This is a genomic window from Actinomadura sp. 9N215 (genome assembly GCF_044326345.1).
GTDB lineage: Bacteria > Actinomycetota > Actinomycetes > Streptosporangiales > Streptosporangiaceae > Spirillospora.
Window position 1 is genome coordinate 1 of the sequence record NZ_JBIRBA010000051.1, and the last position, 24,296, is coordinate 24,296.

Here is a 24,296-nt window from a genome sequence, read left to right on the forward strand (position 1 = left end):
GGACTCCGCGAAGGCGGCGGGGTGCGATCAGGGCCTGCGGGTTGCGGGCACGGAGGCCGACCAAGGGGTGAGGTCGAGTTCCGGATAGCGCAAGGCCATGCCAGCGAGCGTCTGCGGCGTCCAGTAGGGATGTCCTGGCGGAGGGAATCCGAAGACCTGGAGTTGACGAGGGGTGGCGCGGTGGACGAACGCGACCCATTCTCGTTCGAAGCTGCGCGCTGCCCATCCCACACGCTGCCCCCACGAGAGGCTGGACGGCCGAAAGCCCAGGTGCATGCTGTAGCGGGCGCCGCGCGGTGCGGTCAGTTGGGTGCCTCGGTGGAAGGTGCCGACCTCGAAGGCGATGACCGTTCCGGCGGGCCCGGCACCGGAGACCTCGGCCCCGTACATCTGCGGGCTGCCGCTGTCGTCGTTGAAGCGCCAGGCGCTGTCCTGTCCCGGCCGCAGGAACCAGTTCGGGACGGCGGGAATGTGCGCGGTGTGCCTGCGCGATAGGAGATGCGGCGGTCCGAGTTCTTCGGGGACGTCGGTCAGGAATACGAACATCTCCACCTGCGAACAGCCCGGCGTGGTACTGGGGACCAGCACGGTGTGGTTGAGGTAGTCGCGGTGCAGGTCCTGGTCGTAGTCGCAGGCGCCGGTGTACTTCGCCCAAGCCTCGGCCGCGTAGATGTGGACGTCGCTGTCGCCCAGCAGCGCCTGGGCGAGCGCCAGGAGGCGAGGACGCACCGCCAGCAGACTGATCTCGGTGCTGGCGAACGGGAAGGTGTCGATCCCGGCGAACTCGTCGCCGATGAAACGTCCGCGACGCGAGTCGGTTCCGTCATGAAAGCCCTCGGCAGAGGGAAACAGCAGGCCCAGCTCGCTCACCGCCGCAGTCAACTCCTCGGCGGGGATGAACCCAGGAAGGATCACGAAGCCATCGGCTCGCCAGTCCTGCACCGTGCTCTCAAGGTCCATCCCCCCAGGATCATCCGGGCGAGCGATCACGGACAAACGCTTTTTGCGCGTATGGCTTGGCTCCGCCATCGCTTCATCAGCCAAGTAGAACCGCACTACTACCTGGCGGCTGGGGACACGTACGGGAGCGGAGGGCCGATCCGCACCGGTACCGCCATCACCTCAAGCTGTTCATCGACGGCATGCGCGCGCAGGGACACCGCGAACCGGCGGCCGAACCGGTTGCTGGGTCGCCCGACCCTCGTTAGCGCCTGGTTCAGAACAGGGTGTCGCGCACGCGCAGCGGCCGGTACCCGGTGGGGCCGAGCTGGGCGAGCTCGCCCTCGATGTCGACGTCGATCGCGCCGAAGAAGTTGATGTTCTCGCTGTGCGCCGGGGAGATGTGGGCCAGCACCTGGTCGTCGACGATGCGCCCGGCCGCGCGCATCGCAGCCACCGCCAGCCCGTAGTACTCCGTCGTCCAGGTCACCACGGCGTTGGTGACCAGCGTCAGGCACCACGCCTGCTCGGTCTGCTGCTCCAGGTGCCGGGCACGCACCGCACCCTCATGGGCGTACAGCAGATCGCGCTTGAGCGCGTGCAGCGACTCGCCCTTGTTCAGCTGCCGGGAGATCTTGCGCCGGTACGCCGCATCCGACAGGTACCGGGCAGCGTAGACCGTGCGGCGCAGCGCCCCGTACTCCTTCAGCGCCGCCGCCAGCGCGTTCTGCCGGCCGGAGGCCGACAGCTTGCCGACCAGCAGCGAGGCGGTGGCGTGCCCGAACTTCAACGACCCCGCCAGCCGCAACAGATCGTCCCAGTGCGCCGCGATCAGCTCGGTGTTGGCGCGCCGGGTCAGCAGCGGCCCCGCCAGCGGGAACGCATCCACCACCTGCGCCTTGGGGGCGGTCCGGTACAGGGTGATCTTGCCCAGGTCCCGGATCCGCGGCGATAGCTGCAGCCCCAGCAGATCGAACAGCGCGAAGTTCACCAACGTCACCCCGTGGGTATCGGTGGCGTGCTCGGTGATCGGGATGTCGGTGGCGTTGCCGAGGATCTCATCTAGCACGTAGTGGGCCTCTCGCCGCGTCGCCACGATGACCTTGGTGCCATAGGTGGTGTGCTGGTCGGTCACATGCGTGTACGTCGACAACCCCTCATGGGCGAAATACCTGCTGAGCGCTCGGGCGGTGACGGACTTGCCGCGGGTGGGGAACCGCTGGCCGTCCGAGGACGACAACGTGCCCGACCCGAGCACCGCCGTCAGCGGCAGCTTGCCGTGGTAGCCGATGAGCGCCAGGTTCGCCGCCCGCAGCGTCTCCTCGCGCACGTACCATTCGGCGGTCCAGGCCAGGATGTCGTAGGAGATGCCGCACGCGTCCGCCATCCGCGTCAGCCCCAGGTTGGTCGACTGGGCGATCAGCACCGCGATCAGGTTCCGCTTCAGCTCCGGGCTGCGCGCCTGCTTGCCGCCGGCGTGGGTGAAGCAGCCCAAGAACCCGGTGCGCTTGTCCATCTCGATCAGCAGCGACACGATCGGCGCGAACGGCAGCATCTCGGTCAGCTCGGCCTTAAGCGCGACCGCCTCGGCCGGAACGTCCTCCGCCGACAACGGGGAGATCACCAGGTCGCCCGCCTCGTCCAAGCGGACCGGGCCGTCGCCCGCGGCCAGAGTCCGCTCCAGCTCGCCCAGCGCCGCGTGCAACTCCTCCTCCAGGAGGGCCAGGCCCGCGGCAGCGTCGGCGGGCTTGCCCACCAGCCGGCAGAACTCCCCCCGCTGATCCGCCCATTTCGCCGGGGTGAGCAGGTAGGCCGCCGGATCGCTATAGCGACGCGAGCCGGGCACCCACACATCACCCGACCGCAGCCCATCGCGCAGCGCCAGCAGCACGCACAGCTCCCAATAGTGCCGGTAGGCGCTGGTATCACCGGCCGCGGCCGCATCCTGCAGGTAGCCGCGCCAGCGAGCCGGGACGAACCCCACAGGCGCGCCCGCCGGGACCTTGCGGGCGCCGCTGGCGTTGAGGCCCCGCAGGACCTCCACCGCCGCCAACAGGTCGGCGGCCGCGGTACCGCCTGCCAGCGGAACCGCCTCCAAGACCTGCGGCGTGAACTGCCGCAGATACCCATACGAGCCGTCCAACGCGGCCAGATGCCCATGGTCGCGGGGCAACGGCGGCAACGCCGCCGACTGCGCCGCCCGCAGCCGCTCCCACCCGACCAGCTCACCGCGCAGCAAGCCGCCGACCTCCTCATCCGGCACCACCGGATCGGCGACCACCGCCAAGATCACATCCAACAGCGCTTGGTGGTCCTCACCGGCCTTGGCGCGCTCGGCCAGCGCACCACGCATCTTGCGCTCGGCCTTGCCCTCCCGCGCCGAGACCGCCTGGTCGAACAACTGCACGACCTCGTCCAGCACCTCCGTCGCCGACTGCGCCACCAGCGTCAACAAGATCGGATACCGGCGCTCGGGATCGCGCCGCGCCAGCGCCTGCGCGGTCGACCGGCGCCCCACCGTGGCCAGGAACCGGCGCCGCTCCGCCGGAAGCACTGACAGATCCAGCCGGTCCGCGTCCATCGCGCGCAGGAACTCCAGCTTGGCGACCTCTGCTTTCACCGCCGCCGGCGAGGCCTCCACCGGACCCTTGCCCAACCACCGCAGCCGCGTCATCCCGATCGCCGCGTCCACCACCAACAACTCGTCCAGCCCCGCCCGGCGTTCCTCGGTGAACTCATCGGCCAGCCGGTCAAAGGTCTCCCGCCGCGCCGCCTCGCGGGCGTGCGCGACCCGCTTCACCACCGTCACCGGGCCCGGCCGGATCACCTTCGCCGAGATCAGGTACTCGCACGCCAGCCGGAACAGCAGCGTCGGGGAGTCATGCTCCATCGCCCGTGCCAGCAGGAACTCATCCAGCTCCTTCAACTCCAGCGCCGTCCCCGCCCGCCACCCCAGATAGGCCCCCCACTCGGGTCCGTGTCACCAGGGGCAAAGTAGCTCTCTGTGATGTCCCAGAATCGTGACGTAGTAATCACGGATGGGTGATACCGGAACGTAGTCGTCTGGTCACGCCTTCTCTTGGCTTGGAGCAGGTGTCAAGAGAGGGCGGGGTTCGGTTGCGACGGGATTGGGCGCTGGAGGACCTCATCGAGGGCTGGACGCTGGATGAGGACGAGGTGGGGTTGCTGGCGAACAAGTCGGGGGCGACCCGGCTGGGGTTCGCGCTGCTGCTGAAGTTCTTCGAGTTGGAGGGCAGGTTCCCGCGCCGGGAGGACGTCCCAAGGGCCGCTGTGGAGTACGTCGCCGAGCAGCTGAAGGTCGATGCGGCTTTGTTCGCCGAGTACGACTGGTCGGGGCGGACGATCAAGTATCACCGGGCGCAGGTCCGCGATTTCCACGGGTTCCGGGAGCCCACGCTGGCCGATGAGGACAAGCTGATCTTCTGGCTGGCGGCTGATATCTGCCCGGTGGAGACCTCGCGGGACCGGTTGCGGGCGGCGCTTTTGGCCCGCTGCCGTCAGGAGAGGGTCGAGCCGCCCTCGCCCGGCCGGGTGGAACGCCTGGTCGGGGCCGCGGAGGCGATGTTCGAGCGGGAGTTCACCGCCGCGGTCTTCGGCCGGTTGCCGGTGTCGGCCGTGGCCAGGCTGCGTGAACTGGTTGCGGTCGCCGATCCCGATCCAGACGGCGCGTCCGCCGGCGGTGTGCGCAGCTTCCTGCAGGAGTTGAAGGAGGACCCGGGGCCGATCCAGTTGGACACGTTGCTGGCCGAGATCGTCAAGCTGGAGCGGGTCAAGGCGATCGGCCTGCCCGAGGGGCTGTTTGAGGGTGTGTCGGAGAAGGTGGTGGAGGCCTGGCGGGCGCGGGCGATGCGGATGTATCCCTCGGACTTCGCCGCCGCCCCTGAGCCGATCCGGCTGACGCTGCTGGCGGCGTTGTGCTGGGTACGCAGGACCGAGGTGATCGACGGGCTGGTGGGGTTGCTGATCCAGCTCGTCCACAAGATCAGCGTGCGGGCGGAGAGGAAGGTCGAGGGGGAGATCAGCGCCGAGTACCGCCGGGTGCACGGCAAGGGCGGCATCCTGGTCCGCTTGGCCCAGGCCGCTTTGGATCTGCCCGAGGAGCTCGTGCGGGAGGCGATCTACCCGGTGGTGGGGACGCGGACGCTGGCCGACATCGTCGCCGAGGCCAAGGCCAACGAAAAGGCGTTCAACTCCCGGGTGCGCACCAAGCTGCGCGGGTCCTACTCCCATCACTACCGCCGCGGGCTGCCCAAACTGTTGCGCGCAGTCGCCTTCCGGTGCAACAACACCGCGTTCCAGCCGGTGATGGACGCGCTGGCGCTGCTGGACCGCTACGCCGACTCCGACGCGGTCTTCTACGACACCATCGAGGCGGTGCCGCTGGATCATGTGGTGCCCGATGACTGGCGGGACGCCGTCGTCGACGCCGAGTCCGGCCGGATCGAGCGGATCCCGTTTGAGCTGTGCGTGCTGGTGGCGTTGCGCAAGGCGATCCGCCGCCGGGAGATCTGGGTGGAGGGCGGCAAGACCTGGCGTAACCCTGAGGCCGACCTGCCGGCCGACTTCGAGGACAACCGGGACGTGCACTACCAGGCGCTGTCCAAGCCCCGCGATGCGGCGGCATTCATCGCCGACCTGCAAAAAAGTCACGTGGCGGCATTGCACCGGCTCAATGAGGCACTGCGCGCGGGCACAACCGGTGGGGTGAGGATCACACGGAAGAAGGGCGAACCGTGGATCAGCGTGCCCCCGGTGGCTAGGCAGCCCGAACCGGCGAATCTCAGGGCGCTGAAGGAGGAGATCTCCCGCCGGTGGGGCGTGGTCGACCTGCTCGACGTCCTCAAGGACGTCGCCCACGTCACCGGTTTCACCTCTGACTTCACCTCGGTGGCCTCGCGCACCGTCACCGACGCCGCGGTGTTGCAGCGCCGGCTGCTGCTGTGCCTGTACGGGTTGGGGACCAACATCGGGATCAAGCGCGTGGCCGACGGTGTCGCCGCCGCGGCCGGGCCCGGACAGGGGGCCGACACCGAGGCGGCGTTACGCCGCACCCGCCGGTTGTTCATCAACCGCGACAACCTGCGCGCCGCGATCCGCACGGTGGTCAACGAAACCCTCAAGGCCCGCGACACGGGCCTGTGGGGGGCGGGGACCTCGTGCGCGTCGGACTCGCGCAAGTTCGGGTCCTGGTCGGCGAACTTCATGACCGAGTGGCACCAGCGCTACGGCGGCCCCGGGATCATGGTGTACTGGCACGTCGAACGCCGGTCGGTGTGCATCTACTCCCAGGTGACCACCACCTCGGCGTCCGAGGTCGCCTCCATGATCGAGGGCCTGCTGCGCCATCTGACCGACGCCGAGATCGACCGCCAGTACACCGACACCCACGGCGCCTCCATCGTCGGGTTCGTCTTCTCCCACCTGCTGGACTTCCAGCTCCTGCCCCGGCTGAAGAACATCGGGTCCGCCCGCCTGTACCGGCCCGGCATCGGAGAGGACGAGTCCTGGCCGCTCATCGGCCAGGCACTGTCGAACAAGACCATCGACTGGGACCTCATCGCCCGCCACTACGACCAGATGATCAAGTACGCCACCGCGCTGCGACTGGGCACCGCCGAGTCTCACCAGATGCTGCGACGCTTCACCCGCGGCGGCCCCAAACACCCCACCTACCAGGCCATCGAGGAACTCGGCCGGGTGATCCGCACCATCTTCATCTGCGACTACCTCGCCACCGAGGAACTCCGCCGTGAGATCCACGAGGGCCTGAACGTGGTGGAGAACTGGAACAGTGCCAGCAAGGACCTCTTCTATGGCAAGGCCGGCGACCTGACCGGCGACGACCGCGAACACGCCGAGGTCTCCGCGCTGGCCCTGCACCTGATCGCCGTCACCATCGCCTACCTCAACACCGTCATGATCCAGATCGTCCTGCGCGACCCGGCCTGGCGCACACGGCTCACCCCCGCCGACCGACGAGGTCTGTCGGCGCTGTTCTGGTCGCATCTGAACCTGTACGGCCGCTTAGAACTCGACATGAGCCGCCACCTCGACCTCTACGGCACGGTCCGGCCAAGCCGATGACACCGCCAGAGACTGGTCATGATCGGCAGCCCGCTCGCCGACTCGCCCTTCGCCGCAGGCGGCTGTGGTCCTGGCGCCAGGGCACAGCACCAATCCCACCACCCGCCGCCGAAGAACTGGCGGGCCTGCCGGTCAAGGACCGCGTCGACCTACTCAACCAGCAGCGCCAAGCCCGGCATCTGACGTTCAACACCATCGGCATCCTGTTCGGCGTGGTGTTCACGGCGGCGAGCCTGATCGCCACCGCACTGACCTTGCGGGCCACCCAGGAAGCCCAGATCACCGACCGCTACACCAAAGCCGTCGAACAACTCGGCTCCAACAAACGCGACGTCCGGCTCGGCGCCATCTACGCCCTGGAGCGCATCGCCAGCGACTCCGAACGCGACCGTCCCACCATCATCGCCGTGCTCGCGGCCTTCGTCCGCGAACACGACCCCGCCCCCACAGCCAAGCTTCCCGACGAACCCCACACCGACGTCCACGCCGCCCTTACCGTCCTCGGCCATCAGCCGCGCGACCTGTCCGGCGGACGACGTCTTGATCTTCACGGCATCCGAATCCGCGGCGGTCAGTTCGATGAGGCGAGCCTGAACCCGGTCCTGAACCTCCGCCAAGCAGACCTGGACGGCGCAGACCTGAGTCTCACGGACTTCAGCGGCGCGAACCTACGCGATGCGAGGCTGGTCCGGGCTGAGTTGGCCGGCGCGCGGATGAGCGGCACGGACCTGCGCGGCGCCGGGCTGAGCGGCACGGACCTGCGCCGCTCGGACTTGAATCATGCGGAGTTGGGCGGTGCGGATTTGGGCGATGCAGTCCTGCGGGGTGCGCAAATGACCGGCGCGGATCTACGCGGCGCGATTCTCGACAACGCGGACCTGCGCGGCGCAATCCTAGTTCGCGCGGACCTGCGCGGAGCGAGCCTGCTCGATGCAGACCTCCGCGGGATCACGGGAATAACGCCGGCCGCGGTGAGGCGGTTGGCGATCACCAACCAGAACACCCGTCTCTTCTGACGGCACCCTGCCCTTGCCAGCGCGGCGCGGCGACCTGGCTGGGGCGGCGTGGCTCGCCATTGGGCCGTCGTCGGCCAGGGCGCGGGTGAAGTCGTCGTCCCCGCTGGATCTCGCGTAGGGGAAGGTAGAACCCCACCAGACCACTATTTGTATGTATATGATTACCTAGAGTGATGATTTTGAGGTCTCGTGCGCTGTGTGGTTGAAGGAGGGGCTGGGTGGTGACCGGGCCCCGGGGGGCGGACTTCGGTCACCACCCGGGGCCCGCAAACGCCACCATTCGAGCCGTCGCTATCCCCGACAGCGCCCCCCACAGGCCGCCCAAGATCAGCAGATCTGGAACAGGCACTGACTCGCTGCTGGACGGCCGGGCAGCCACGCCCTTGGCCAGCGGCCCGCCGACTGTGTGGTCAGCATTTCACCCGCATTTAGCTCGGATGCTGTTCGACCGCTTCTGTTCGACCGCCCCTTTTGCGTCTATGCCCCTGACCCAGACGTGCACGTGGAAGTTCCACATATGATTCTTGCAGGGGTATATCGGCGGATTGTGGTGGCGCACTCCGCGTACTGCATCTATGCAACTGCCGGTGAGGTAGTCGTCGAATTCCCTCGGTTTGTCGAGCATGAGGTGAGCGCAGACCACGCGGTAGTGGCCATCGGTGTTGATGTAGCTGGCCGACCCCGTCCAGTAGCCGTTGACCAGCCGGGTTCTACCGACGTGCACTGCGTGGCTGCCGCGCTGCTCGCTCGCGGGGTGCGCCTCGGAGTGCGGTCGGTTCGATGCTCGGGAGACGCGCCGCTCGGTGCTGGAATCCTGTGCGTTGGTGGATGCGTGAGCAGCCGCCGTGGTGGCGGTGAGTACGGATGCCGCGCAGGCGGCCAGCAGCGTCGGTGCGAGCAGCGCTCGGGAGATGGCGGTGTGCATGGGCGGTGGTCCCCTCCTGTTGTTCTGGATTACCCGCCGGCGGCTTAGACCAAATTGGCGCCGCCGCTGAGCGGCACAAGAGGATATTACCCAAAGTAGTTAATCCAATACACTACGTGGCTAGCGTCGGACCAGCACCCGGTACGCGTGGCCACGACCTTCCTCGGCACATGAGATCAGCCAAACCGGCGCCTTGCGTGCCCGGTTATCGGGACGGAGCGGCGGGCCTCCCGGTCGCCGCGCCGGTCGGCGTCGGCTAGAGCGCGGTACAGCGAGGCGACCGAGGGCGGCTTGCCCGCGTTCTTCCCCGTGGGGATCTTGAGCTTGGCGGCGATCTCGGGGATCGGGACGCCTTTGGCGCGCAGCGCCTGGGCGAAGGTGAGCATGTCGTCGTCGATCACCTTGGGGCGGCCGCCGTGGTTGCCGTGCGCGGCGGCGGCCTGCTGGCCTTCCAGTGTCTTGTCGCGGATGTAGCCGCGGTCGAGCTGGGCGGAAACCGCCAGCACCGCGAACAGCATGGCGCCCAGTCCGTTCGGGTCGTAGATCCCGGTCAGCGGCCCGGTGAGCAGTTCGAGCTCTATCCCGGCGGTCTGCAACCCGCCCGCCAGCGCCATCAGCTCGGCGGCGTTGCGGGCGGGCCGCTTGAGCTCGTGCACCGTGAAGATCACCGCCTGGCTGGGCGCGGCCGACTTGATGTCCCGGCACAAGCCCAGCGCGGCCTCCAGTTCAGGCCGCACCTTGATCCGCGTGGAGATCTTCTCGGAGAAGATCCGCGTGCACCCGGCCGCGCGCAACGCGATCAACTGGCTGTCGAGCTCCTGGTCCTTGGTAGAGCAGCGCGCGTACCCGATCCGGATCGGCGGCGCGGACGGGGCCACCTCGGCGGCCGCCACCGGTCGGAGGGCATACCACGCCGCGCCCGGTCGGCGCCCGGCCGGAACCGGAACCTCCAGCAGCTCGCGCAGCGCGGGCACCAGGATGAACCGCGCGGTGTGGTATTTGGAGGCGACCTTCCCGCCCCGCGTCCGGCACGGCGACGGCGCCATCACCTCGCAGGTGGGGCAGTCGTAGCGCTCGACCGCCTCAGCGGCCTCCTCTGGTGCCAGCTCCACCGGGCCAGTCTCGCAGAACTCCACGCACAGCCATCCGGTTCTGCGAGGAGTTGTGCGAATGTCGACCTGGGAGGACGTGAACGCGCGGCGAGGCACCGCCGGTCTCGCAGAACAGGTCATTTCTGCGAGCACGAAGAGTGGCAATCACTACTCAGAGCTACTTTGCCCCTGGTGACACGGACCCGAGCGGAGGGCCAGATACCGCGCCGCCAGCCGCAGATGATCCGTGCGGGTCTTGGCCCGCCGCCCGTACCCCGCGAACGCCTTCGGATCGACCCGGAGCTGCTCGGCCAGCCGCGCAACCGCCGCTGGCGGCGCGGACGCCACATCGTCCGGAACGAATCCCAGCCACGGCAACGTGCACAACGCCACCGCCAGTCCGAGCCGATCCGCAGGGCCCCGCCCCCGGCCCGGATCGACGAACGCCACATCCGCCGGCGTCAAGGTGAAGAACCGGAACAGCTCCTCCCTGCCGATCTCCGGGAACCGCCGCAGCCCCTCTAACTCCTCGTCGGTGAACACCGGAGCGACCACCAGCAACCTCCCGCCGGAGTCCAAGATCCCGGTTCGGGAGCCTACGCCGCCATATCCGCCCGATCTTTCCCGAGTACTACGGCGACCCCTTCCCCCGCGAGAGCGAGCGCGAGCGTCAGGTGCTGGGGCTGGCCGAGGAGGCCGGCGAGTTCGTCGGCGCCTACCGCCGCGCCGCCGGGATGGCCCGCCGCACCGGCGGCTGGGACCAGGTCCGCGACGAACTCGCCGACGTGGCGATCACGGCGCACGTCACCGCCAACGTGCTGGACGCCCCGATCGAGCCGCACCCGACCAGCCCCGGCGTCGAGGACCGGACCGGCCTGGACCCCGGCCGCGCCGTCCTGGAGGTCGCGGCGGCCGCCGGGTGGGTCGCCGACGTCCACCTGGACTCCGACGCCCGGTTCGCGCTGGGCGCCGCGCTCGACGGCGTGCTCGCCGCCGCCCAGCGCGCCGCGTACGTACTGAACATCGACCTGGACGCCGCGGTCGGAGCCAAGGCCGAGGTCATCTGCAGCCGCGGCTGGCGCGACCAGCCCACCACCGCAGCCACCACAGCGACTGCGGTCACCGAGATCGACGGCGGGCGGCAGTGGGCCGAGGCGATGCTCGACGCCGCCGACGCCCTGTCGTACGCGATCGAGACCAGCACCCACGACACCACGCGGTTCCAGCGCGCCCACCAGGTCTTGTTCGGCACGCCCCAGAACACCCCTGACGACGCACCAGACGACGCGCCGGGCGACGACGCGCCGTCCTGCCAGCCCGCCACCGGCCAGGAGACCGTCCGATGACCACGCACACGCTGCCCGAGCCGCTGGCGCCCGAACGGATCCGAGACCTGGAGATCCGCGCCGACGCCGTCCACCCCGACGAGCCGATCGCGTCCGCCGGCGAGGTCCTGGCCCTCATCCGCACCGCGAGGGACAGCGACGCCGCCGCCGTCGCGCTGGGCATGCAGGCCACCCGCGTCCGGGAGCTGGCGCGCGAGTGGATCGCCAACCGGGACATCCAACTCGCCGCCGCCGGCCGCATCGTCCTGGCCGCCCTGGACGGCCGCCAAGCCGCCTACACCGGCCTGATCTAGCCCCTCCGACCGGGCCCGGCCCGCCACCCCGTGCGGGCCGGGCCTTCCTTCGGCCCACCGAGTCACACCAGCCCCAAGAACACGGCAGAGGCCCAGATGACACCGAATCCTCAAATCATCGCCCCGGCTGACAGCTCCGATGACAGAACACACGGGACGATCAGCGCAGAAAGGAGAACGTCGATGCATCGGGCGACACGAGAGTTGCGCCACCCCAACAGGTCGGGTCTACCACCGCGCTACCTGACTGGGACGAACCCGGTCAGGCGAGAGGTCGCCGCCTCGCTAGACCTGGCACCGAGACGCGTCCAGGGCGGGCGGATCTGTGGAGTAATCCACACGCTGTGGATTGCTCGGCGCGCCTTGCACCTCAGGTGTCACAGGGCGTGTAGGTTCCCGGTAGGCCGATGGCGTTCCGCTCGCAAGGCAGGGCGTCAGAGGCCTGAAAACCAACGGCGGCGGGGTCGCCAGGCATCGGTACAAGGTGCCGATACCCAGCGAGGCCGCCGCCGCGCGTGGCGAGAGCCGAGCTTTCTTGGCGGTCAGCTCGAGGCTCTCAGTCGCCCCATCGGTTCTCGCGAACCACACCGAGGAGGCTGTTATGAGAGTACCCGGTACCCCGGACACTTCGACGGCAGACACGCCCGTAGCAGCCGCGCGCCTTTCCGCGGCCACACGCGCTCCGGTCCTGGCACTACCGTCCCTGCATACGTTTCAGCGCCGCCTGACTCTCGGTCAGGCGGTTCGTCGCCGTGCATGGAGGTGCCCCTGAAATGAAGAGAGCGCCCCGCAGGGGCGCTCTCACTCAAGCGAATCAGTCTTCTGCCTCTCGTCCGGATGACGGGCAATCCTCTGGACGATCGGCGGTGGGACCGACGGTGTGGCGCGCTTGGCAGCGGCCACTGACGTATGGAGCCCGACGATAGCACGTAGTCGTCAGGTCGGCCTAGTACGTCCAGATCCTGAGAACGGCCAGGCCGCCCTAGAACCCGTTATCGCAGGTCTTCCCTGTGATAGGCCGCCGACACGCGGCCAGCGCCCCCGGATGCCGGGGGCGGTCGACGCCGAGCAGGCGTGGGCGCGGATCACCGTGCCGCACATCGCGCAGCGTCCGGTGATGCGCAGGTCGCCCGATGGCGGCATGTCCTTCCCGCGGTCGTCCAGCAAGGGCTACCGGTACGAGGTCGCGATCCAGCTCGCGCTGCCGAACCGCCCGACGACGGTGCCGACGTTCGACCACGCCTCGAGCAGCGGCCAAGCACTGATGCTGGACCTGGACACCTCGCGCGTCCCCGCCGAGGGCGCCGCGGACCGGACCGGCTACATCACCGCGGTGGTCGAGCGCATCGTCGAGATGGTCACCGAATGCGGCGGCCGCGCCCTGGTCGACCGCTCCCCCTCCGGCGGCGCGCACATCTACGTGCTGTGGGCCTCACCGATCCCTTTCCACGACCTGCGGCAGTTGGCCAGAGCCTGCGCCCTGCGCTTCCACCCGGTCGTCGACACCTCCCCCATGGAGAACACCGACGCCCAGATCCGCGGTCCGGGCTCACCGCACAAGAGCCAAGGCGGTCGGCTGACCGGCTTCATGACGCTGACCTGCAGCGTGGAAGAAGCCGAGGCGATCTGCGCCGCTCCCTGCGGGGAACAGGTGTGGTCAGCCCTGCAGGTCGAGCTCGCCGCCGAGCTGGACGCGGTCGCCGGTCGCAGAGACGCCGTCCTGGAGGCCCGGCACCCCCGGGCGCCGGACACCGACCCGAGCGTCGACCTGGACGACGCCGGCGAGCCGTTCCGCGCCCGCCTGGGCGGCCGGGCCCGGCGGCTAAGCGACCCCCTGGAGCAGACCGCCCGGACGGCCGACTACGACACCGCCCGCTACCCGTCCAGCTCCGAAGCCCGGCAAGCCATCCTGACCAGCGCAGCCGCCCGCGGCTGGCGACTGGAACACGTCCGCGCCTCCCTCGCCGCCGACTGGGCCCCCATCGCGTCCTGGTGGCGAGACGACCACCTCCTCCAGGCCGAGTGGGCCAAGGCCATCACCTACACAGCTCATGATCAAAAACCCGGTGCGCAAGAAGTGGGGGATCCTGTATCTGGCAGCAACACAAGGGGGATTAACCTCACGCCCCCCTTCCCCCCTCCCTCTGGTCCGGCTTGCGCTGAGCGACGACCTGAAGACATCGGAACCCACTCCGGCCAAGATCTTTACAATGTAAGGGGCGGTGGTCTGTGGGGTGGAACGCTGCGCTCGGCTCCATGGCAGCTCACCATCTACCAACAGATCCGAACTTGGCAGAACGCGATGCGCATCGTAGAACGCCTACAGGAGACGGTATGGGGCGAACGAGCGCTGTCCTACCGCGCGATCCTGCGGGCCATTGGCGCGGCCGCGCAGATGAGCGGCTCGACAACCATCGAGTTCGGCACCCGCCAGCTGGCCTACGCGGCCGCCGTCGACCACACCACCGTCTGCCGGGCCCTGCAGATCCTGCGCGAAGGCCCGTATGCCCTGATCGACCTTGTCCAGGACGCCAAGGGCATCCGAGCCGACCTGTACGAGCTGGTGATTCCCGACGTGATCGCTGCCGACGCGACCAGGCGGACCTGGCGCCCTGGCCGGATCGAAGCGATCCACCCTGCCTTCCGCGTCCTCGGCCGACCCGCGGCGTTCCTGTACGAAGCCCTGTCGACCAGTCCCGCCTCGGTGAGGGAACTCGCGGCGGCGGCACTGCTGCCCCGCAGCACCGCCTACACCGCAATCGCCGTGCTCGCTGAACATGGACTGGCGGAACAGACGGCCGATGGCTGGCGACGCGGCCCCACGGACCTGGACACCGTCGCCGACAGGACAGGCGCCGACGACCTGGCCGCCGAACAACTCGCCGGCCACCGGGCCGACCGCACCGAATGGCACGCCTTCCTCGGGATCGTCTCCCCCGCCGACATCGACGCCCGAACACCCCAAGCGGCCGCCGGGCGACGACATACTGACGAGCCGTACAGCGGCCGTCACGACCGCTCCGACGGGCGCCGCCGCGCCCCGCCATGGCTGATCCCCCCACCTCGGGACTCCCGCATCACCGAAGCCGACCTCACCCGGCCCCCCGACATCGAGGCCGAGCTGGCCGCGCTGGCCGAACACACCCCGTGCGACCGCAGCATCCCTGACGACGTACGCGCCGCCATGCACGCCGACCTCGCCTGCGTGGCCGACGACGAACGAGCTCCCGCCGAGAATGCCGCTTACGATGCCGAACTCCAGGTCCTTCGGGAATTCCGGCTCCAGGACGCGGCTGGAAGAACCTAACTGGGAGGAACCCAATCAGCGACATCCTTCTGGCCTGCGAGCCTGGGTGATGGACATGGGCCACTCGCCCATGCTCCCCTTGGGAAGGGCGGAGGGCGTGTTAACGCCGTTACCACCCCCCGGCCGGGCAGTGAAGAAAGCAAGGTAACGGCGCGCTGCCGCTCCAAACAAGATCGGCGTTAGTAAGGTAACGCGCATGGCTGCTACTGATGCGGGCGCGGAGCGGGAGAAGATCGTCTCCAAGCTTCCTCCTTGGCTGCGCCAAGAACTCAAAGTCCGCGCCGCCGAGCTGCGGGTGGACATCCAGAACGCCGTCGAAGCCGGTATCAAAGCCTGGCTGACCGGCGACACTGCCCCGCCGGAGGTCGACACCGCCGGCGCCGAATCGTTCAGCACCTGGCTGCCCGAAGGGATGTACGACGACCTGAAAGCCGCGTGCGCGACCCGGTCGGTGTCTTACGTCCAAGGACTGGCGCAGGCGGTGACCCTCTGGCTCGCCGCCCACCCCTCGCCGCGGACAGCGCAGGGCCGCGGCGAGGGCTCTAGGCGCAAGATCGTGGGCAATCAGAAGGGCGGTGTCGGCAAGACCGCCATTTCCGCAGGCCTCGGTGCCGCCTACGCCGAGGCGGGGGAGCGGGTCCTGATCGTCGACTACGACCCGCAAGGCCACCTGAGCAACCAGCTCGGCGTCCCGCAGATCGTCGCCGGAGAGGACAGTCTCGCCAAACACATGGCCGGCGAGGCCAAGAGCGAGATCAGCGAACTGATCGTCACCCTGGCGGGGGAGCGGTTCGGTGATCGGCTGCACGTGCTGCCCGCCTGCGCCGACGGCTTCCTGCTGGACGTCAAGCTCTCCCAGGTCCGGGCCCGCGAGGCCGCGCTGGAGCGCGCGCTGGCCCCCGTTGAGGACCACTACGACGTCATCATCGTCGACTGCCCGCCCAGCCTCGGACTGTCCATGGACGCCGGGCTGCACTACGGCCGACGCCGCCCCGGCGAACCCGCAGGCACCTCCGGCGTCCTGATCCCGGTCCAGGCCGAGGACAGCTCCGCCGACGCGTTCGGCATGCTGATGAACCAGATCGCCGACCTGCAGGACGATCTGCAGATCCAGATCGACCACCTGGGCATCGTGGTCAACCTCTACGACGCCCGCCGCGGCTACATCGCCACATCCTCGTTGGCGAACTGGAAGAGCCTGGGGGAGCCGCCGGTGGTCGCGGTCATCCCCGATCTCAAGGAGCAGCGCGAGGCAGTCCGCAAGCACGTGTCGCTGCTGGACTACGCACCCGACTGCGACCAGTCCGCCGTGCTGCGCAAGCTGGCCCGGGAGCTCGGATGAGCAAGGCAGACGAACTGGGGGTCTCCTCCTCGTTCGCGGCCGCGGCCCGGCCACGCAGCGAACGACGCCAGATGATCGCGAACGCGACCGGCGAGGCGCCCGAGACCGACCCTGCCGGGCCGCCGCGGACCGTCGCGGTTGCTGACCTGGCGCACAACCCCTTCAACCCCCGCACCGACCTCGGAGATCTGCAGGAGACCGCCGACAGCCTGCTGGAGAAGGGCCAGATCCAGCCGCTCACCATCATCACCCGGCAGGCCTTCCTGGACGCTCACCCCGACCGGGCAGCCGCGCTCGGTGCCGCCTCCTTCGTGGTGCTGGACGGCAACCGCCGACTCGCCGCCGCACGCCTGGCCGGCGTCGACGAGCTCCGCGTCGACGTCAACGACTCGCTCGCCTCCTCGGCTGCGGACATGTTGGAGTCGGCGCTGGTGGCCAACCTGCACCGCGAGGACCTCACCCCGCTCGAGGAAGCGGAGACCCTGGCCGAGCTGGTCAAGGTATACGGATCCCAGCGACAGGTCGCCCGGCGCATCGGCAAGTCACATGTCTGGGTCCACCAGCGCCTGACTCTCCTCAACCTCAAGCCCGAGCTGCGGGACGAACTGAAGGCCGGCAACCTGACGGTCGAGGACGCCCGGACGATCGGCAAACTTCCGCAAGAGGAGCAGACCGAGGCCTCCAGGACGGCGAAGGCATCCAGGTCGGCCAGAGTCCCTCGCCCCAGAGGCAAAGCCGCCACGGCCACCAAAGTGTCCGAACCCCAGATCGAGGCTCAGGGTGGTAACGGCGTTAACACCCCCGCTGGCGAGCCAGCCGTGGATTGGGACGATCCGGCCGCCCTCGCCAAGGTGCTCCGGGAACGGCTGACCGCCGAGCAGCGCCGAGTCCTGGCGGATCTGCTCCTTGATGGATGACCGCACCGGCATCAAGCTCCGCTCGACTGCCGGCACACCACTGTTCCGCTCGTGGGCGGCTGCGGGCCCGGCAGGCTGGGAAGGCGGGAGCCGCCTACCGTGCCCGCAGCCGCCGCTGCGGTTCGTCCTCGTCTGCGCCCTCGGCCGCGTCGCCGGACCGTGCCTACTAACTCGTCGTGGCGGCCGCCACGAGCTCGCGGAGATGAATCACGAACCGCCCCCATCACGTTGGATGATCAATGCCTCGACGGCATGCCGGAACTTGAGGTGCCACGCCTACGCGGCGTCGTTGGTCTGGCGGGTGGCGGTGCCGAAGACGTCGTTGAAGGCGCGGTCCGTGGTCGTGCTGACGAGGTAGTAGGGGGCTCCGGAGCCAACACGGGTGTGGGGTCCCAGGTGGCCGATGCCGCAAACGTCCATAGGGGTGAGCACGCCGAGGTTGTCGAAGACGTAGTAGAGGGGCAGGTCGAACAGCGCCGCGAACTGCAGGTGGGCCTTGACCGCGGCACGCTCGACGGCGTGCTTGCCGGTGGCACGGCTGGTCATGCTCGCCTTGCAGTCGATCATCACGACGGTGTCTTGCCGTGCGGCCAGGAGATCGGGAGCCCAGCGCAGTGAGCTGTCGGTGCGACGAAGGACCTTGGACACCGCGGCCGCGATGACGCCCTGGCCCCAATGATCGACGGCCCAGCCGCGGGAGGTGAGTTCGTGGGCAACGTGCTCTTCGAGCCTGTTGCCGAGAGTCTTTCGGGCTCTCCAACTCGTCATGAGCCCTAGTGTGCGTGGCCGCGCCGACTGATGGTGAACAGACGATGCTGCAAGATGCCCTTCCACAGACGTTCTCAGGAGTCTCCTGGCGTCCACTGGTGTTCACGGGAGTCCGGCCGACGACCGCCGTCCTACGAGACATCGTTACCTAGTAGTTATCTAACCTGCCTTGAGGCCTAGAGATACAGCACCGGACGGTCAGGAGCAGTTTCCGCTCGGGCAGGTCGTAGGGGGTTAATCTAGGCGTGCCGGTCGGCGGTCTCAACCAGAGTTGGCCGCCGCCCCCGCCCTCTTAGCCTCCGAAGACGGCCTGGTAGGCATCCTGCCCCTGCTGGATCAGCACGGTGAGGCCGGCGGAGGTCGTGGTCACCGCCGTCAGTGCCTCCTGGACCCGTTGGTAGGCCGCGCGTACCCGGCCCGGCTCGGGCTGGGAACCGGAGGTCTCTTCGGAGAGGATCTCGGCGTCGTGGATGAGTTCTTCCTGCTGCTCGGGCGCGATGCCCAGTGTTGGGGCCATCTGCAGCACCAGTTCGGCGAACTGCCGCATCTCCGACGGGTCGAAGCCGATGGTGTTGTTCTGCACCACGCTGCGCTGCTTGCCGGCTACGAAGCCTGAGGATTTGCTGATGTTGTAGGTGTCGCCACCCTGCCTGTGGTGGCTGAGAAAGTCGTTCACGGTTCTCCCTGAGAGGACGCAATCGGCGCCGTCGTCGGTGACTCGCACCTTGATCGACGCCGCTGCCGTGGTGGTGTCGCTGATTCCGGCGTGCTGGACGAGGCCGCGCTGTTCGAGGTAGCGGAAGGCTCCGAGGATCTCGTCCACCGTGAGTGAGTCCCCCGCGAAGTAGGACCCCACTGTGTCCACGAAGGTCATGATCTCGGCCGGATCTCCTTGCTGCCCAGCCTCGAACGCCCAGCGCAACAGTTCATCGCAGGCGTGTGCGAGACGGGCGGTCCGGCTGTTGCGCAGCCTCCGTAGCCGTTGGGCCTCGATGACGCCGGACTCGGTCATCTGGACTTGTGAGATGTCCTTGCCAGCCAGGGAGGTCGATACCTTGATCAGGTCGCGGTGCTCCAGCTGCACGACCACCGCCCGCGCCTCATCTTGCGAGAGTTCCTGGTCTGCGATGAACCCCGAGATGTTGACGAGCTGATGCTCGTGCGCCCGTTCACTCAGCCAGCTCAACAGCAGCGACTGATACGGGTCGGCCTCGACCCGCTGTGGCGCATTAGCGCCCAGCGAGACATCAGGCATGTCCGTCTGAACGGGGACCCGCACCGGATGCTTGCGCGCCGCGCGCTCGAACTCCTTACCGATCTCCTTCTGCATCTTCTCGATGGCACGTCGGTTGATCTTGAATCCCTTGTTGGGCATGCCCCCACCTCTCAGGGACGTCGCGAATCGATGACGTGACAGCGTATGAGGAGCATCCGACGTTTGCGGGTCGGTTGGGGCGAGGAGGTTCACATGAGCCCGCGCGCGCTGACCTGGTGGGTCGGGCCCGGGAAGCGGTTTGGCCTACCGTGCCCGCGGCCGCCGCTGCAGCAGGTCGTCGTAGGCGGCGACGGAGGGCAGCGGGCGGGTGTCGGGCGGCAGGGTGGCGAGGCGAGCCTGCAGTGCGTCCTCGGCGCGGTCGTCGGCCGGGGCCTGAGTCGCGGTGCGGGCGGCGCGGCGGGCGCGTTGCCGGCAGGCCGCTCCGCAGTACCGGCGGGGCCGCCCCGTCGGAGCGTGGTCCAGATCGCGGTCGCAGCCGGGCCCGCCGCACCGCGCGCGGCGGCGCTGGGTGGTGAGGGTGATCTGGTCGGCGAGCGCGGCCAGACGGACCGCTTCGGGATCGGGATACGGCAGTTCCAGCGAGGCCCGAACCGCGTAGCGGAGCTGGGCAGCGATGTCCTCCAGCATGGCGGGGGAGGGCAGCAGGCGGGCGGAGCGCTCTCGGAACCGTTCGGGGGTGTTCCAGTCCGGCTGTGCCGCGTTGGCGATGCGGTCGGCGACGGTGATGGCGTGCTGGGACAGTTCATCCAGCTCATCAAGGGCAAGGGGGCCGGTGCGACCCAGGCGGGCGATCTGCCGCTCGGTGCCAGGCTGGCTGGCCAGGCGGCGGCGCTCCATCTCCACCTGGACCTGGCGGGCCAGCGGCCGGAGCTGACGCAGTACCTCGCTCAGGACGTCGAGGTCGCCGCACCGGTCTTCGGCGGCGAGCGTGGGATCTACGCGCAGCGCCGCTTCGACGGTCGCCAAGGCCTGCAAGGCGCGCTGCTGTGCCTGGAGAACCTCGGGCGGCCCCGCGGCGGGTAGCTCTGCGGCCTTCTCACGGAGCTGTCCCAGAAGATCAGACTCGCCCACATACTCGCCCTGTTCTGTGACGCGTTTTGTGACAGCAGTACCTTAGCGGCTCCGCAACAGGAGCGCGGTCATCATTGCGGCGTGCACAGCGGTTGTGCGTGGAGGTCCAGTAGTTCTTGCTGGTAGGGAGACCAAGGCTTGCTCCAGTGCGGCGGGCAGGCGGGTCGCCCGCCTCGCCGAGCTGACGCCGCTCGCCGACCGCGGCCGTCTGGCGCTGCGTGCGCAGGGAACCAGCCAAGCCCAGCTCGTCCGCGACCAGGACGCCGCACAAGACCAGCTCGCCGCCGCGACCACCGCCGAACAGCACGCCCACGCCCGCCTCACCGACCTGCAGCGGCAGGCCGCCGCCCCGTTCACCGGCGACCACGGGCGCACGGCCTGGCGCGCCGGTGCCGCCACCGCCGCGCACGCCGACCTGACCGGCCGCTGGCACGAGCACCTGGACGCGGCGATCGCCGACGACGTCGACACCGTGCCCGAACGCGCCGCCGGCGTGACCGCCGAGGCCCGCGACGCCTACCGCGCCGTCCGCCACATCCTCCACGCAACCACCTGGCTCCCCGGTCCCACCACCGCCGCACAGGCCCGGGGCCGCCTCACCGAACTCCGCGCTGAGCAGGCCGTCCGCGCCACGCTGCCCACCCACCGCGCCGACCACGAACACGCACAACGCCACCAGCACGCCACAACCAGGCGTCCCGCCCGGCCCGAGGCAGCGCCTCACCGCGCCGATCCGCACCGCCACCACGGCCCCAACCACGGCCCCAACCGGGGCGGAGGGCTCGGCCGATAGCCGCCATGCCGTCGTGACGGCATGCCGTCAGTCAGGGTCGTTCTTAACCGAGGTGAACCCGTGGGTGCGGGTTCGGCAATCGACTGTCCAAGTCCTGCAGGTAGGACATCGGTGTGTCCCTAGCGTTGCGGGCGTGGAAAACGAGTTCATGCCCGAGGAGCTTCACGCCGTGACGGCCCGCCTGGTCACCGAGACCGTTGACCGGCTGCAGGAAGTTCTTCTCTACAGCCGTGCCACCAGTGAGCTCGAGTGGCCGCGGATGCTGCTCTATCGGACCACCGATGCCCAGGACACCCTCGGCGTGCTGGTCGGCCTCTATGCCGCTCACGCGCTCCGTGCGGGCTGCGATCCGGTGGACCTCAGGAGGTACCTGCAGACGAGGCAGCAGGTCGCTCGCACGGAGCTGCCGCGGCGCCAGGAGTTCGACTATCTCGATGGCCTCAGGGGGCGGCCGATCGGGGACGCGGGCTCTTCCCACTACATCACCGGCAAGGTCCACCGCGAACACGTTGGCGACAGCGATCGCCACAGGGAGTGGACCCTCGCTTGCATTCACGCCCTACGGGCTTTCGCCTGCGCTGATCCGGACGAACTGGACGAGGTGCCCGCGAGCATCAGGACCAAGGCGAGGCGCGTCTACGCGACGCTCGTCTATGAGGGAAGCGAACCTGAGCCCGCCGCCTAACCGGGTTAGTGATCTCACTCGGCCCGCTGGAGGACCTAACTCGTGGGTTGAGCTGCTGAAAGTTAGGTGAGTTAGGTGGTCGGGGTGAGTTAGGTGCGGGTGGTCGGGAGCTTCCCAGGGAGCGCTCACGGGGACGCTCGGCGACCTAACTCACCCCGATTGCCCGCAGGACTGCTGCTGCAGGCAGTCGGACCCGCGAACGGAAGGGTGTGCTCACACGCTGACCTGCGATGGCTGGCGGTGGTGGGTGTTCTTGTCATAGACGGAACCCCGAAAAGAACCCCGATCCGAACACCGACCAGAACCCCGAGAAGTCACCTGATGGATCGTCGCGGCGGCCGCCACGAGCTCACGGTGACGATTCCTACGCGGGGAAGCCGGCGGCTGGCCCGCGGTCGTGCCGTCGTGACGGCACGCCGTCAGTTCCGTTCGCGGCAGCGGTGTGAGCCTCAACGCTGATCACCATTCCAGCCTGGCCCGCCACAAGAACCCGCCGCCGTCATCGCCGGGCCCGGCCTCGGTTCGCGCGGCGGCCGGTGCTCGGCTCGTGGGCGTGGTGGCGCGGCCGTCGGCGAGCGGCGCGGGCCGCCCACACTGTGACGGCCGCGTTGAGCGCGGCCACCGTCAAGGGCACGGCGACGTGTGCGAGTAGCGCTGTCATGCTCGTAAAGTCGCGCCGCTGCGATGGCTCGCATCCGACGCGGGGCTCCGATGGGTCACATCAGTAGAAGGCCCGGGCAGCGGGGGCGGCCTAGGGGCTTGAGCAGCAACCGAACGGCCAGTGGCGTTAGCGAGCCGTCGGGGCTCGGGTTATCGCTACTGGCCGTTCTGATGCGGGGGGCTTCGGACCTGGCCCATGAGGAACATCGGAACAGGATCCGGCGGCAAGAGTGGATGATGCCGAAGTCCGCACCGCCAAACGCCGCCGTGCCCGCCGCTGACCTGCCTCCCGATCCCCCGCAGCAGGCGCAGGAATCGCGGCCGGGTACCGGGTCGGTCATGCGGCGGCCCAGGGCACCCGGCCGTTGATGCGGCGAGCGTCAACCTACCGCTCGGCCTCTATGCGTGTTCGTGCAGGTCGTGGAGGCCTGCCTTGATCTCCTGCAGGAGGCCCACACCAAGCGTGGTGGCGAGGAGTAGAGCCTGGTCGCCGGAAGGCCGTGTGCTGTCACGGATGCCCAGGACGTTGGTGGCGAAGCGGGCCATTTCGACGCACTCAAGCGAGTCTGAGCATCGGGAGCTCTTGCGCCAGTCGGGCCGCTGTGGATCTGGGAAAGTAGTCATGGCGAGTACTGCCCTTCTGTGACCTGGATGGTTACTCGCTGTAGGGGTGCGGCCTTTGCGGAGACCACACCCTCTGGACGGGGTCTTCCTGGATCCGCCAAGACACCAGGAAGACCCCGGTCTCACCGGCCGTGAGCTGCGCGCCACGGGTATGCCGCCGTGTCCCTTGGCCAGCTGCCTGGATGGGGGCGCCCGGAACGCTGCTCGCGGGGTTCCGGGCGCCGTCCGCTACTCCCGTGATCGAATGTCAGCCGACCGCGCGACCGCGGCCGGGGGAGCCAGGATTCTCCTCGGCGGAATCGTCCTCCTGCTCGTCCTGGTCGGCTACAGCTGCCCGCGCGCGTTCTTGAATCGCGGCGATGTTCCGGCGGATGGTTGCTTCGTCGATCTTGGCCCGTTGCTCGGCGACGGCGGCGTCAAAGAAGGCGAGCAGGCGCTCGTCACGCGCTGCTTCGTCGGCGGGCGGGCCGAGGTTGTCCTCGCTCATGTCGAGTCATGTCCTTTTCTTCGCTGGTCCATGGGGCGGGCGGGCGGCTCCGGCAGGCGTCGCGCCAGCTTCTCCTTCCCGCGCTCAAAGTGAGTGCGGGCAGTCGCCTTGCCGATTCTCATTTCCTCGGCGAGTTCGGGAATCGTGATCCCGGGAATGAGCATCCATGTCGCCACCGCTTCGCGCTGCCGGGGCGCGAGGTCCCGCATGGCGTTGACGAGCTGCTGCGACGGATCGGTGTCCTTGGAATAGGACCAGGCAGGCGGAGCCTCAGCGTTCTCCTCCAGTTGCTGGTGGCCAGGATCCTTCATCAGAAGATCGTGACACCGCTGCGCCACCATCTTCTTCACGTAGGCCAGGGGGTACGTGGGCACCTCCTTGCCCCGCTCGACCGTCCGGAGGTAGTACTCCACCCAGGCGTCCTGCTCACCCTCTTCCGCCAGGTGGAAGCCGTTTGGATGCCTGCTGGTGACCAGCCGGGCGAAATAGAACGTCTTCGGGTGATACGCCCTGTAGGTGACCTCGAATTGGGTCTCCCTCTCAACTCGCTCCTTTCCGCCCTCGGCGGCCGTTCGCTCCCGTGCGGTACTGAGGATGTCCTGAACCGACCTTGGGTCGTCGGCAGGAGAAGGCATTTCGTGGGTCATCGGC

General features: G+C 68.7%; 20 protein-coding genes. 9 read left to right on the top strand and 11 right to left on the bottom strand.

Going from position 1 to position 24,296, the window contains the following annotated elements; translation table 11 throughout:
- Window positions 1–27 precede the first annotated feature (27 nt).
- Together ACH34T_RS43270 and ACH34T_RS43275 are read right to left on the bottom strand one after the other, a co-directional pair.
- Window positions 28–1,044, bottom strand: a complete 1,017-nt coding sequence (locus ACH34T_RS43270) for a phytanoyl-CoA dioxygenase family protein (protein WP_396026843.1) — start codon at window positions 1,042–1,044, stop codon at window positions 28–30.
- 172 nt (window positions 1,045–1,216) lie between these two features.
- Entirely contained in the window at window positions 1,217–3,895 is a 2,679-nt protein-coding gene (locus ACH34T_RS43275; RefSeq protein ID WP_396026873.1) for a Tn3 family transposase, read from the bottom strand.
- A 137-nt stretch (window positions 3,896–4,032) separates the two neighbouring features.
- Here ACH34T_RS43275 and ACH34T_RS43280 point away from each other — a divergent pair, with 137 nt between their 5' ends.
- Both ACH34T_RS43280 and ACH34T_RS43285 read left to right on the top strand, forming a co-directional pair.
- Window positions 4,033–7,044 (top strand): Tn3 family transposase, encoded by a 3,012-nt coding sequence (locus ACH34T_RS43280; protein ID WP_396026844.1) that lies wholly within the window; start codon window positions 4,033–4,035, stop codon window positions 7,042–7,044.
- Entirely contained in the window at window positions 7,041–8,060 is a 1,020-nt protein-coding gene (locus ACH34T_RS43285) for a pentapeptide repeat-containing protein (protein WP_396026845.1), read from the top strand. The genes ACH34T_RS43280 and ACH34T_RS43285 overlap by 4 nt, the downstream gene beginning before the upstream one ends.
- A 418-nt stretch (window positions 8,061–8,478) precedes the next feature.
- Here the strand turns inward: ACH34T_RS43285 and ACH34T_RS43290 are convergent, their stop codons facing one another.
- The 3 genes from ACH34T_RS43290 to ACH34T_RS43300 form a co-directional block, all read right to left on the bottom strand.
- Complete coding sequence (locus tag ACH34T_RS43290) at window positions 8,479–8,985, bottom strand: hypothetical protein (protein ID WP_396026846.1); 507 nt, start codon at window positions 8,983–8,985, stop codon at window positions 8,479–8,481.
- A gap of 176 nt (window positions 8,986–9,161) precedes the next feature.
- Window positions 9,162–10,097, bottom strand: a complete 936-nt coding sequence (locus ACH34T_RS43295; protein ID WP_396026847.1) for a recombinase family protein — start codon at window positions 10,095–10,097, stop codon at window positions 9,162–9,164.
- Window positions 10,098–10,244: 147 nt separating this feature from the next.
- Window positions 10,245–10,619: a DUF4158 domain-containing protein gene (locus ACH34T_RS43300; RefSeq protein WP_396026848.1), complete on the bottom strand. Its 375-nt coding sequence runs from the start codon at window positions 10,617–10,619 to the stop codon at window positions 10,245–10,247.
- Between the two features lie 131 nt (window positions 10,620–10,750).
- Here ACH34T_RS43300 and ACH34T_RS43305 point away from each other — a divergent pair, with 131 nt between their 5' ends.
- The 5 genes from ACH34T_RS43305 to ACH34T_RS43325 all read left to right on the top strand — a co-directional run bounded on the left by ACH34T_RS43305 (window position 10,751) and on the right by ACH34T_RS43325 (window position 17,281).
- Entirely contained in the window at window positions 10,751–11,422 is a 672-nt protein-coding gene (locus ACH34T_RS43305) for a hypothetical protein (RefSeq protein ID WP_396026849.1), read from the top strand.
- Complete coding sequence (locus ACH34T_RS43310) at window positions 11,419–11,715, top strand: hypothetical protein (RefSeq protein WP_396026850.1); 297 nt, start codon at window positions 11,419–11,421, stop codon at window positions 11,713–11,715. The genes ACH34T_RS43305 and ACH34T_RS43310 overlap by 4 nt, the downstream gene beginning before the upstream one ends.
- 1,045 nt (window positions 11,716–12,760) lie before the next feature.
- Window positions 12,761–15,022 (top strand): helix-turn-helix domain-containing protein, encoded by a 2,262-nt coding sequence (locus tag ACH34T_RS43315; RefSeq protein WP_396026851.1) that lies wholly within the window; start codon window positions 12,761–12,763, stop codon window positions 15,020–15,022.
- Between the two features lie 196 nt (window positions 15,023–15,218).
- Entirely contained in the window at window positions 15,219–16,364 is a 1,146-nt protein-coding gene (locus ACH34T_RS43320; protein ID WP_396026852.1) for a ParA family protein, read from the top strand.
- Window positions 16,361–17,281: a ParB/RepB/Spo0J family partition protein gene (locus tag ACH34T_RS43325; protein ID WP_396026853.1), complete on the top strand. Its 921-nt coding sequence runs from the start codon at window positions 16,361–16,363 to the stop codon at window positions 17,279–17,281. The genes ACH34T_RS43320 and ACH34T_RS43325 overlap by 4 nt, the downstream gene beginning before the upstream one ends.
- Before the next feature lie 276 nt (window positions 17,282–17,557).
- Here the strand turns inward: ACH34T_RS43325 and ACH34T_RS43330 are convergent, their stop codons facing one another.
- From ACH34T_RS43330 to ACH34T_RS43340, 3 genes are all read right to left on the bottom strand, one after another.
- On the bottom strand, window positions 17,558–18,049 hold the full coding sequence (locus ACH34T_RS43330; RefSeq protein ID WP_396026854.1) for a hypothetical protein: 492 nt from the start codon (window positions 18,047–18,049) through the stop codon (window positions 17,558–17,560).
- Window positions 18,050–18,341: 292 nt separating this feature from the next.
- Window positions 18,342–19,424, bottom strand: a complete 1,083-nt coding sequence (locus ACH34T_RS43335) for a hypothetical protein (RefSeq protein WP_396026855.1) — start codon at window positions 19,422–19,424, stop codon at window positions 18,342–18,344.
- Between the two features lie 144 nt (window positions 19,425–19,568).
- Window positions 19,569–20,396, bottom strand: coding sequence for a hypothetical protein (locus ACH34T_RS43340; protein ID WP_396026856.1), 828 nt, complete (start codon window positions 20,394–20,396; stop codon window positions 19,569–19,571).
- Between the two features lie 94 nt (window positions 20,397–20,490).
- Between ACH34T_RS43340 and ACH34T_RS43345 the strand changes: the two genes are divergently transcribed.
- Both ACH34T_RS43345 and ACH34T_RS43350 read left to right on the top strand, forming a co-directional pair.
- Window positions 20,491–21,189: a hypothetical protein gene (locus ACH34T_RS43345; protein ID WP_396026857.1), complete on the top strand. Its 699-nt coding sequence runs from the start codon at window positions 20,491–20,493 to the stop codon at window positions 21,187–21,189.
- A 133-nt stretch (window positions 21,190–21,322) separates the two neighbouring features.
- A complete protein-coding gene (locus ACH34T_RS43350; RefSeq protein WP_396026858.1) occupies window positions 21,323–21,874 on the top strand; it encodes a hypothetical protein in 552 nt (183 codons plus the stop codon).
- 1,059 nt (window positions 21,875–22,933) lie between these two features.
- Here the strand turns inward: ACH34T_RS43350 and ACH34T_RS43355 are convergent.
- From ACH34T_RS43355 to ACH34T_RS43365, 3 genes are all read right to left on the bottom strand, one after another.
- Window positions 22,934–23,158 carry a DUF397 domain-containing protein gene (locus ACH34T_RS43355; protein ID WP_396026859.1) on the bottom strand — a complete coding sequence of 75 codons (225 nt, stop codon included), beginning with the start codon at window positions 23,156–23,158 and terminating at the stop codon, window positions 22,934–22,936.
- Between the two features lie 247 nt (window positions 23,159–23,405).
- Window positions 23,406–23,645, bottom strand: a complete 240-nt coding sequence (locus ACH34T_RS43360; RefSeq protein ID WP_396026860.1) for a hypothetical protein — start codon at window positions 23,643–23,645, stop codon at window positions 23,406–23,408.
- Window positions 23,642–24,292, bottom strand: coding sequence for an RNA polymerase sigma factor (locus ACH34T_RS43365; protein WP_396026861.1), 651 nt, complete (start codon window positions 24,290–24,292; stop codon window positions 23,642–23,644). The genes ACH34T_RS43360 and ACH34T_RS43365 overlap by 4 nt, the downstream gene beginning before the upstream one ends.
- Window positions 24,293–24,296 lie beyond the last annotated feature (4 nt).

Coding starts and splice junctions, on each gene's coding strand:
- ACH34T_RS43330 (WP_396026854.1), bottom strand. CDS start 18,049: ATGACGAGTTGGAGAGCCCGAAAGACTCTCGGCAACAGGCTCGAAGAG.
- ACH34T_RS43290 (WP_396026846.1), bottom strand. CDS start 8,985: ATGCACACCGCCATCTCCCGAGCGCTGCTCGCACCGACGCTGCTGGCC.
- ACH34T_RS43320 (WP_396026852.1), top strand. CDS start 15,219: ATGGCTGCTACTGATGCGGGCGCGGAGCGGGAGAAGATCGTCTCCAAG.
- ACH34T_RS43310 (WP_396026850.1), top strand. CDS start 11,419: ATGACCACGCACACGCTGCCCGAGCCGCTGGCGCCCGAACGGATCCGA.
- ACH34T_RS43285 (WP_396026845.1), top strand. CDS start 7,041: ATGACACCGCCAGAGACTGGTCATGATCGGCAGCCCGCTCGCCGACTC.
- ACH34T_RS43360 (WP_396026860.1), bottom strand. CDS start 23,645: ATGAGCGAGGACAACCTCGGCCCGCCCGCCGACGAAGCAGCGCGTGAC.
- ACH34T_RS43335 (WP_396026855.1), bottom strand. CDS start 19,424: ATGCCCAACAAGGGATTCAAGATCAACCGACGTGCCATCGAGAAGATG.
- ACH34T_RS43325 (WP_396026853.1), top strand. CDS start 16,361: ATGAGCAAGGCAGACGAACTGGGGGTCTCCTCCTCGTTCGCGGCCGCG.
- ACH34T_RS43355 (WP_396026859.1), bottom strand. CDS start 23,158: ATGACTACTTTCCCAGATCCACAGCGGCCCGACTGGCGCAAGAGCTCC.
- ACH34T_RS43315 (WP_396026851.1), top strand. CDS start 12,761: ATGCCGGGGGCGGTCGACGCCGAGCAGGCGTGGGCGCGGATCACCGTG.
- ACH34T_RS43365 (WP_396026861.1), bottom strand. CDS start 24,292: ATGACCCACGAAATGCCTTCTCCTGCCGACGACCCAAGGTCGGTTCAG.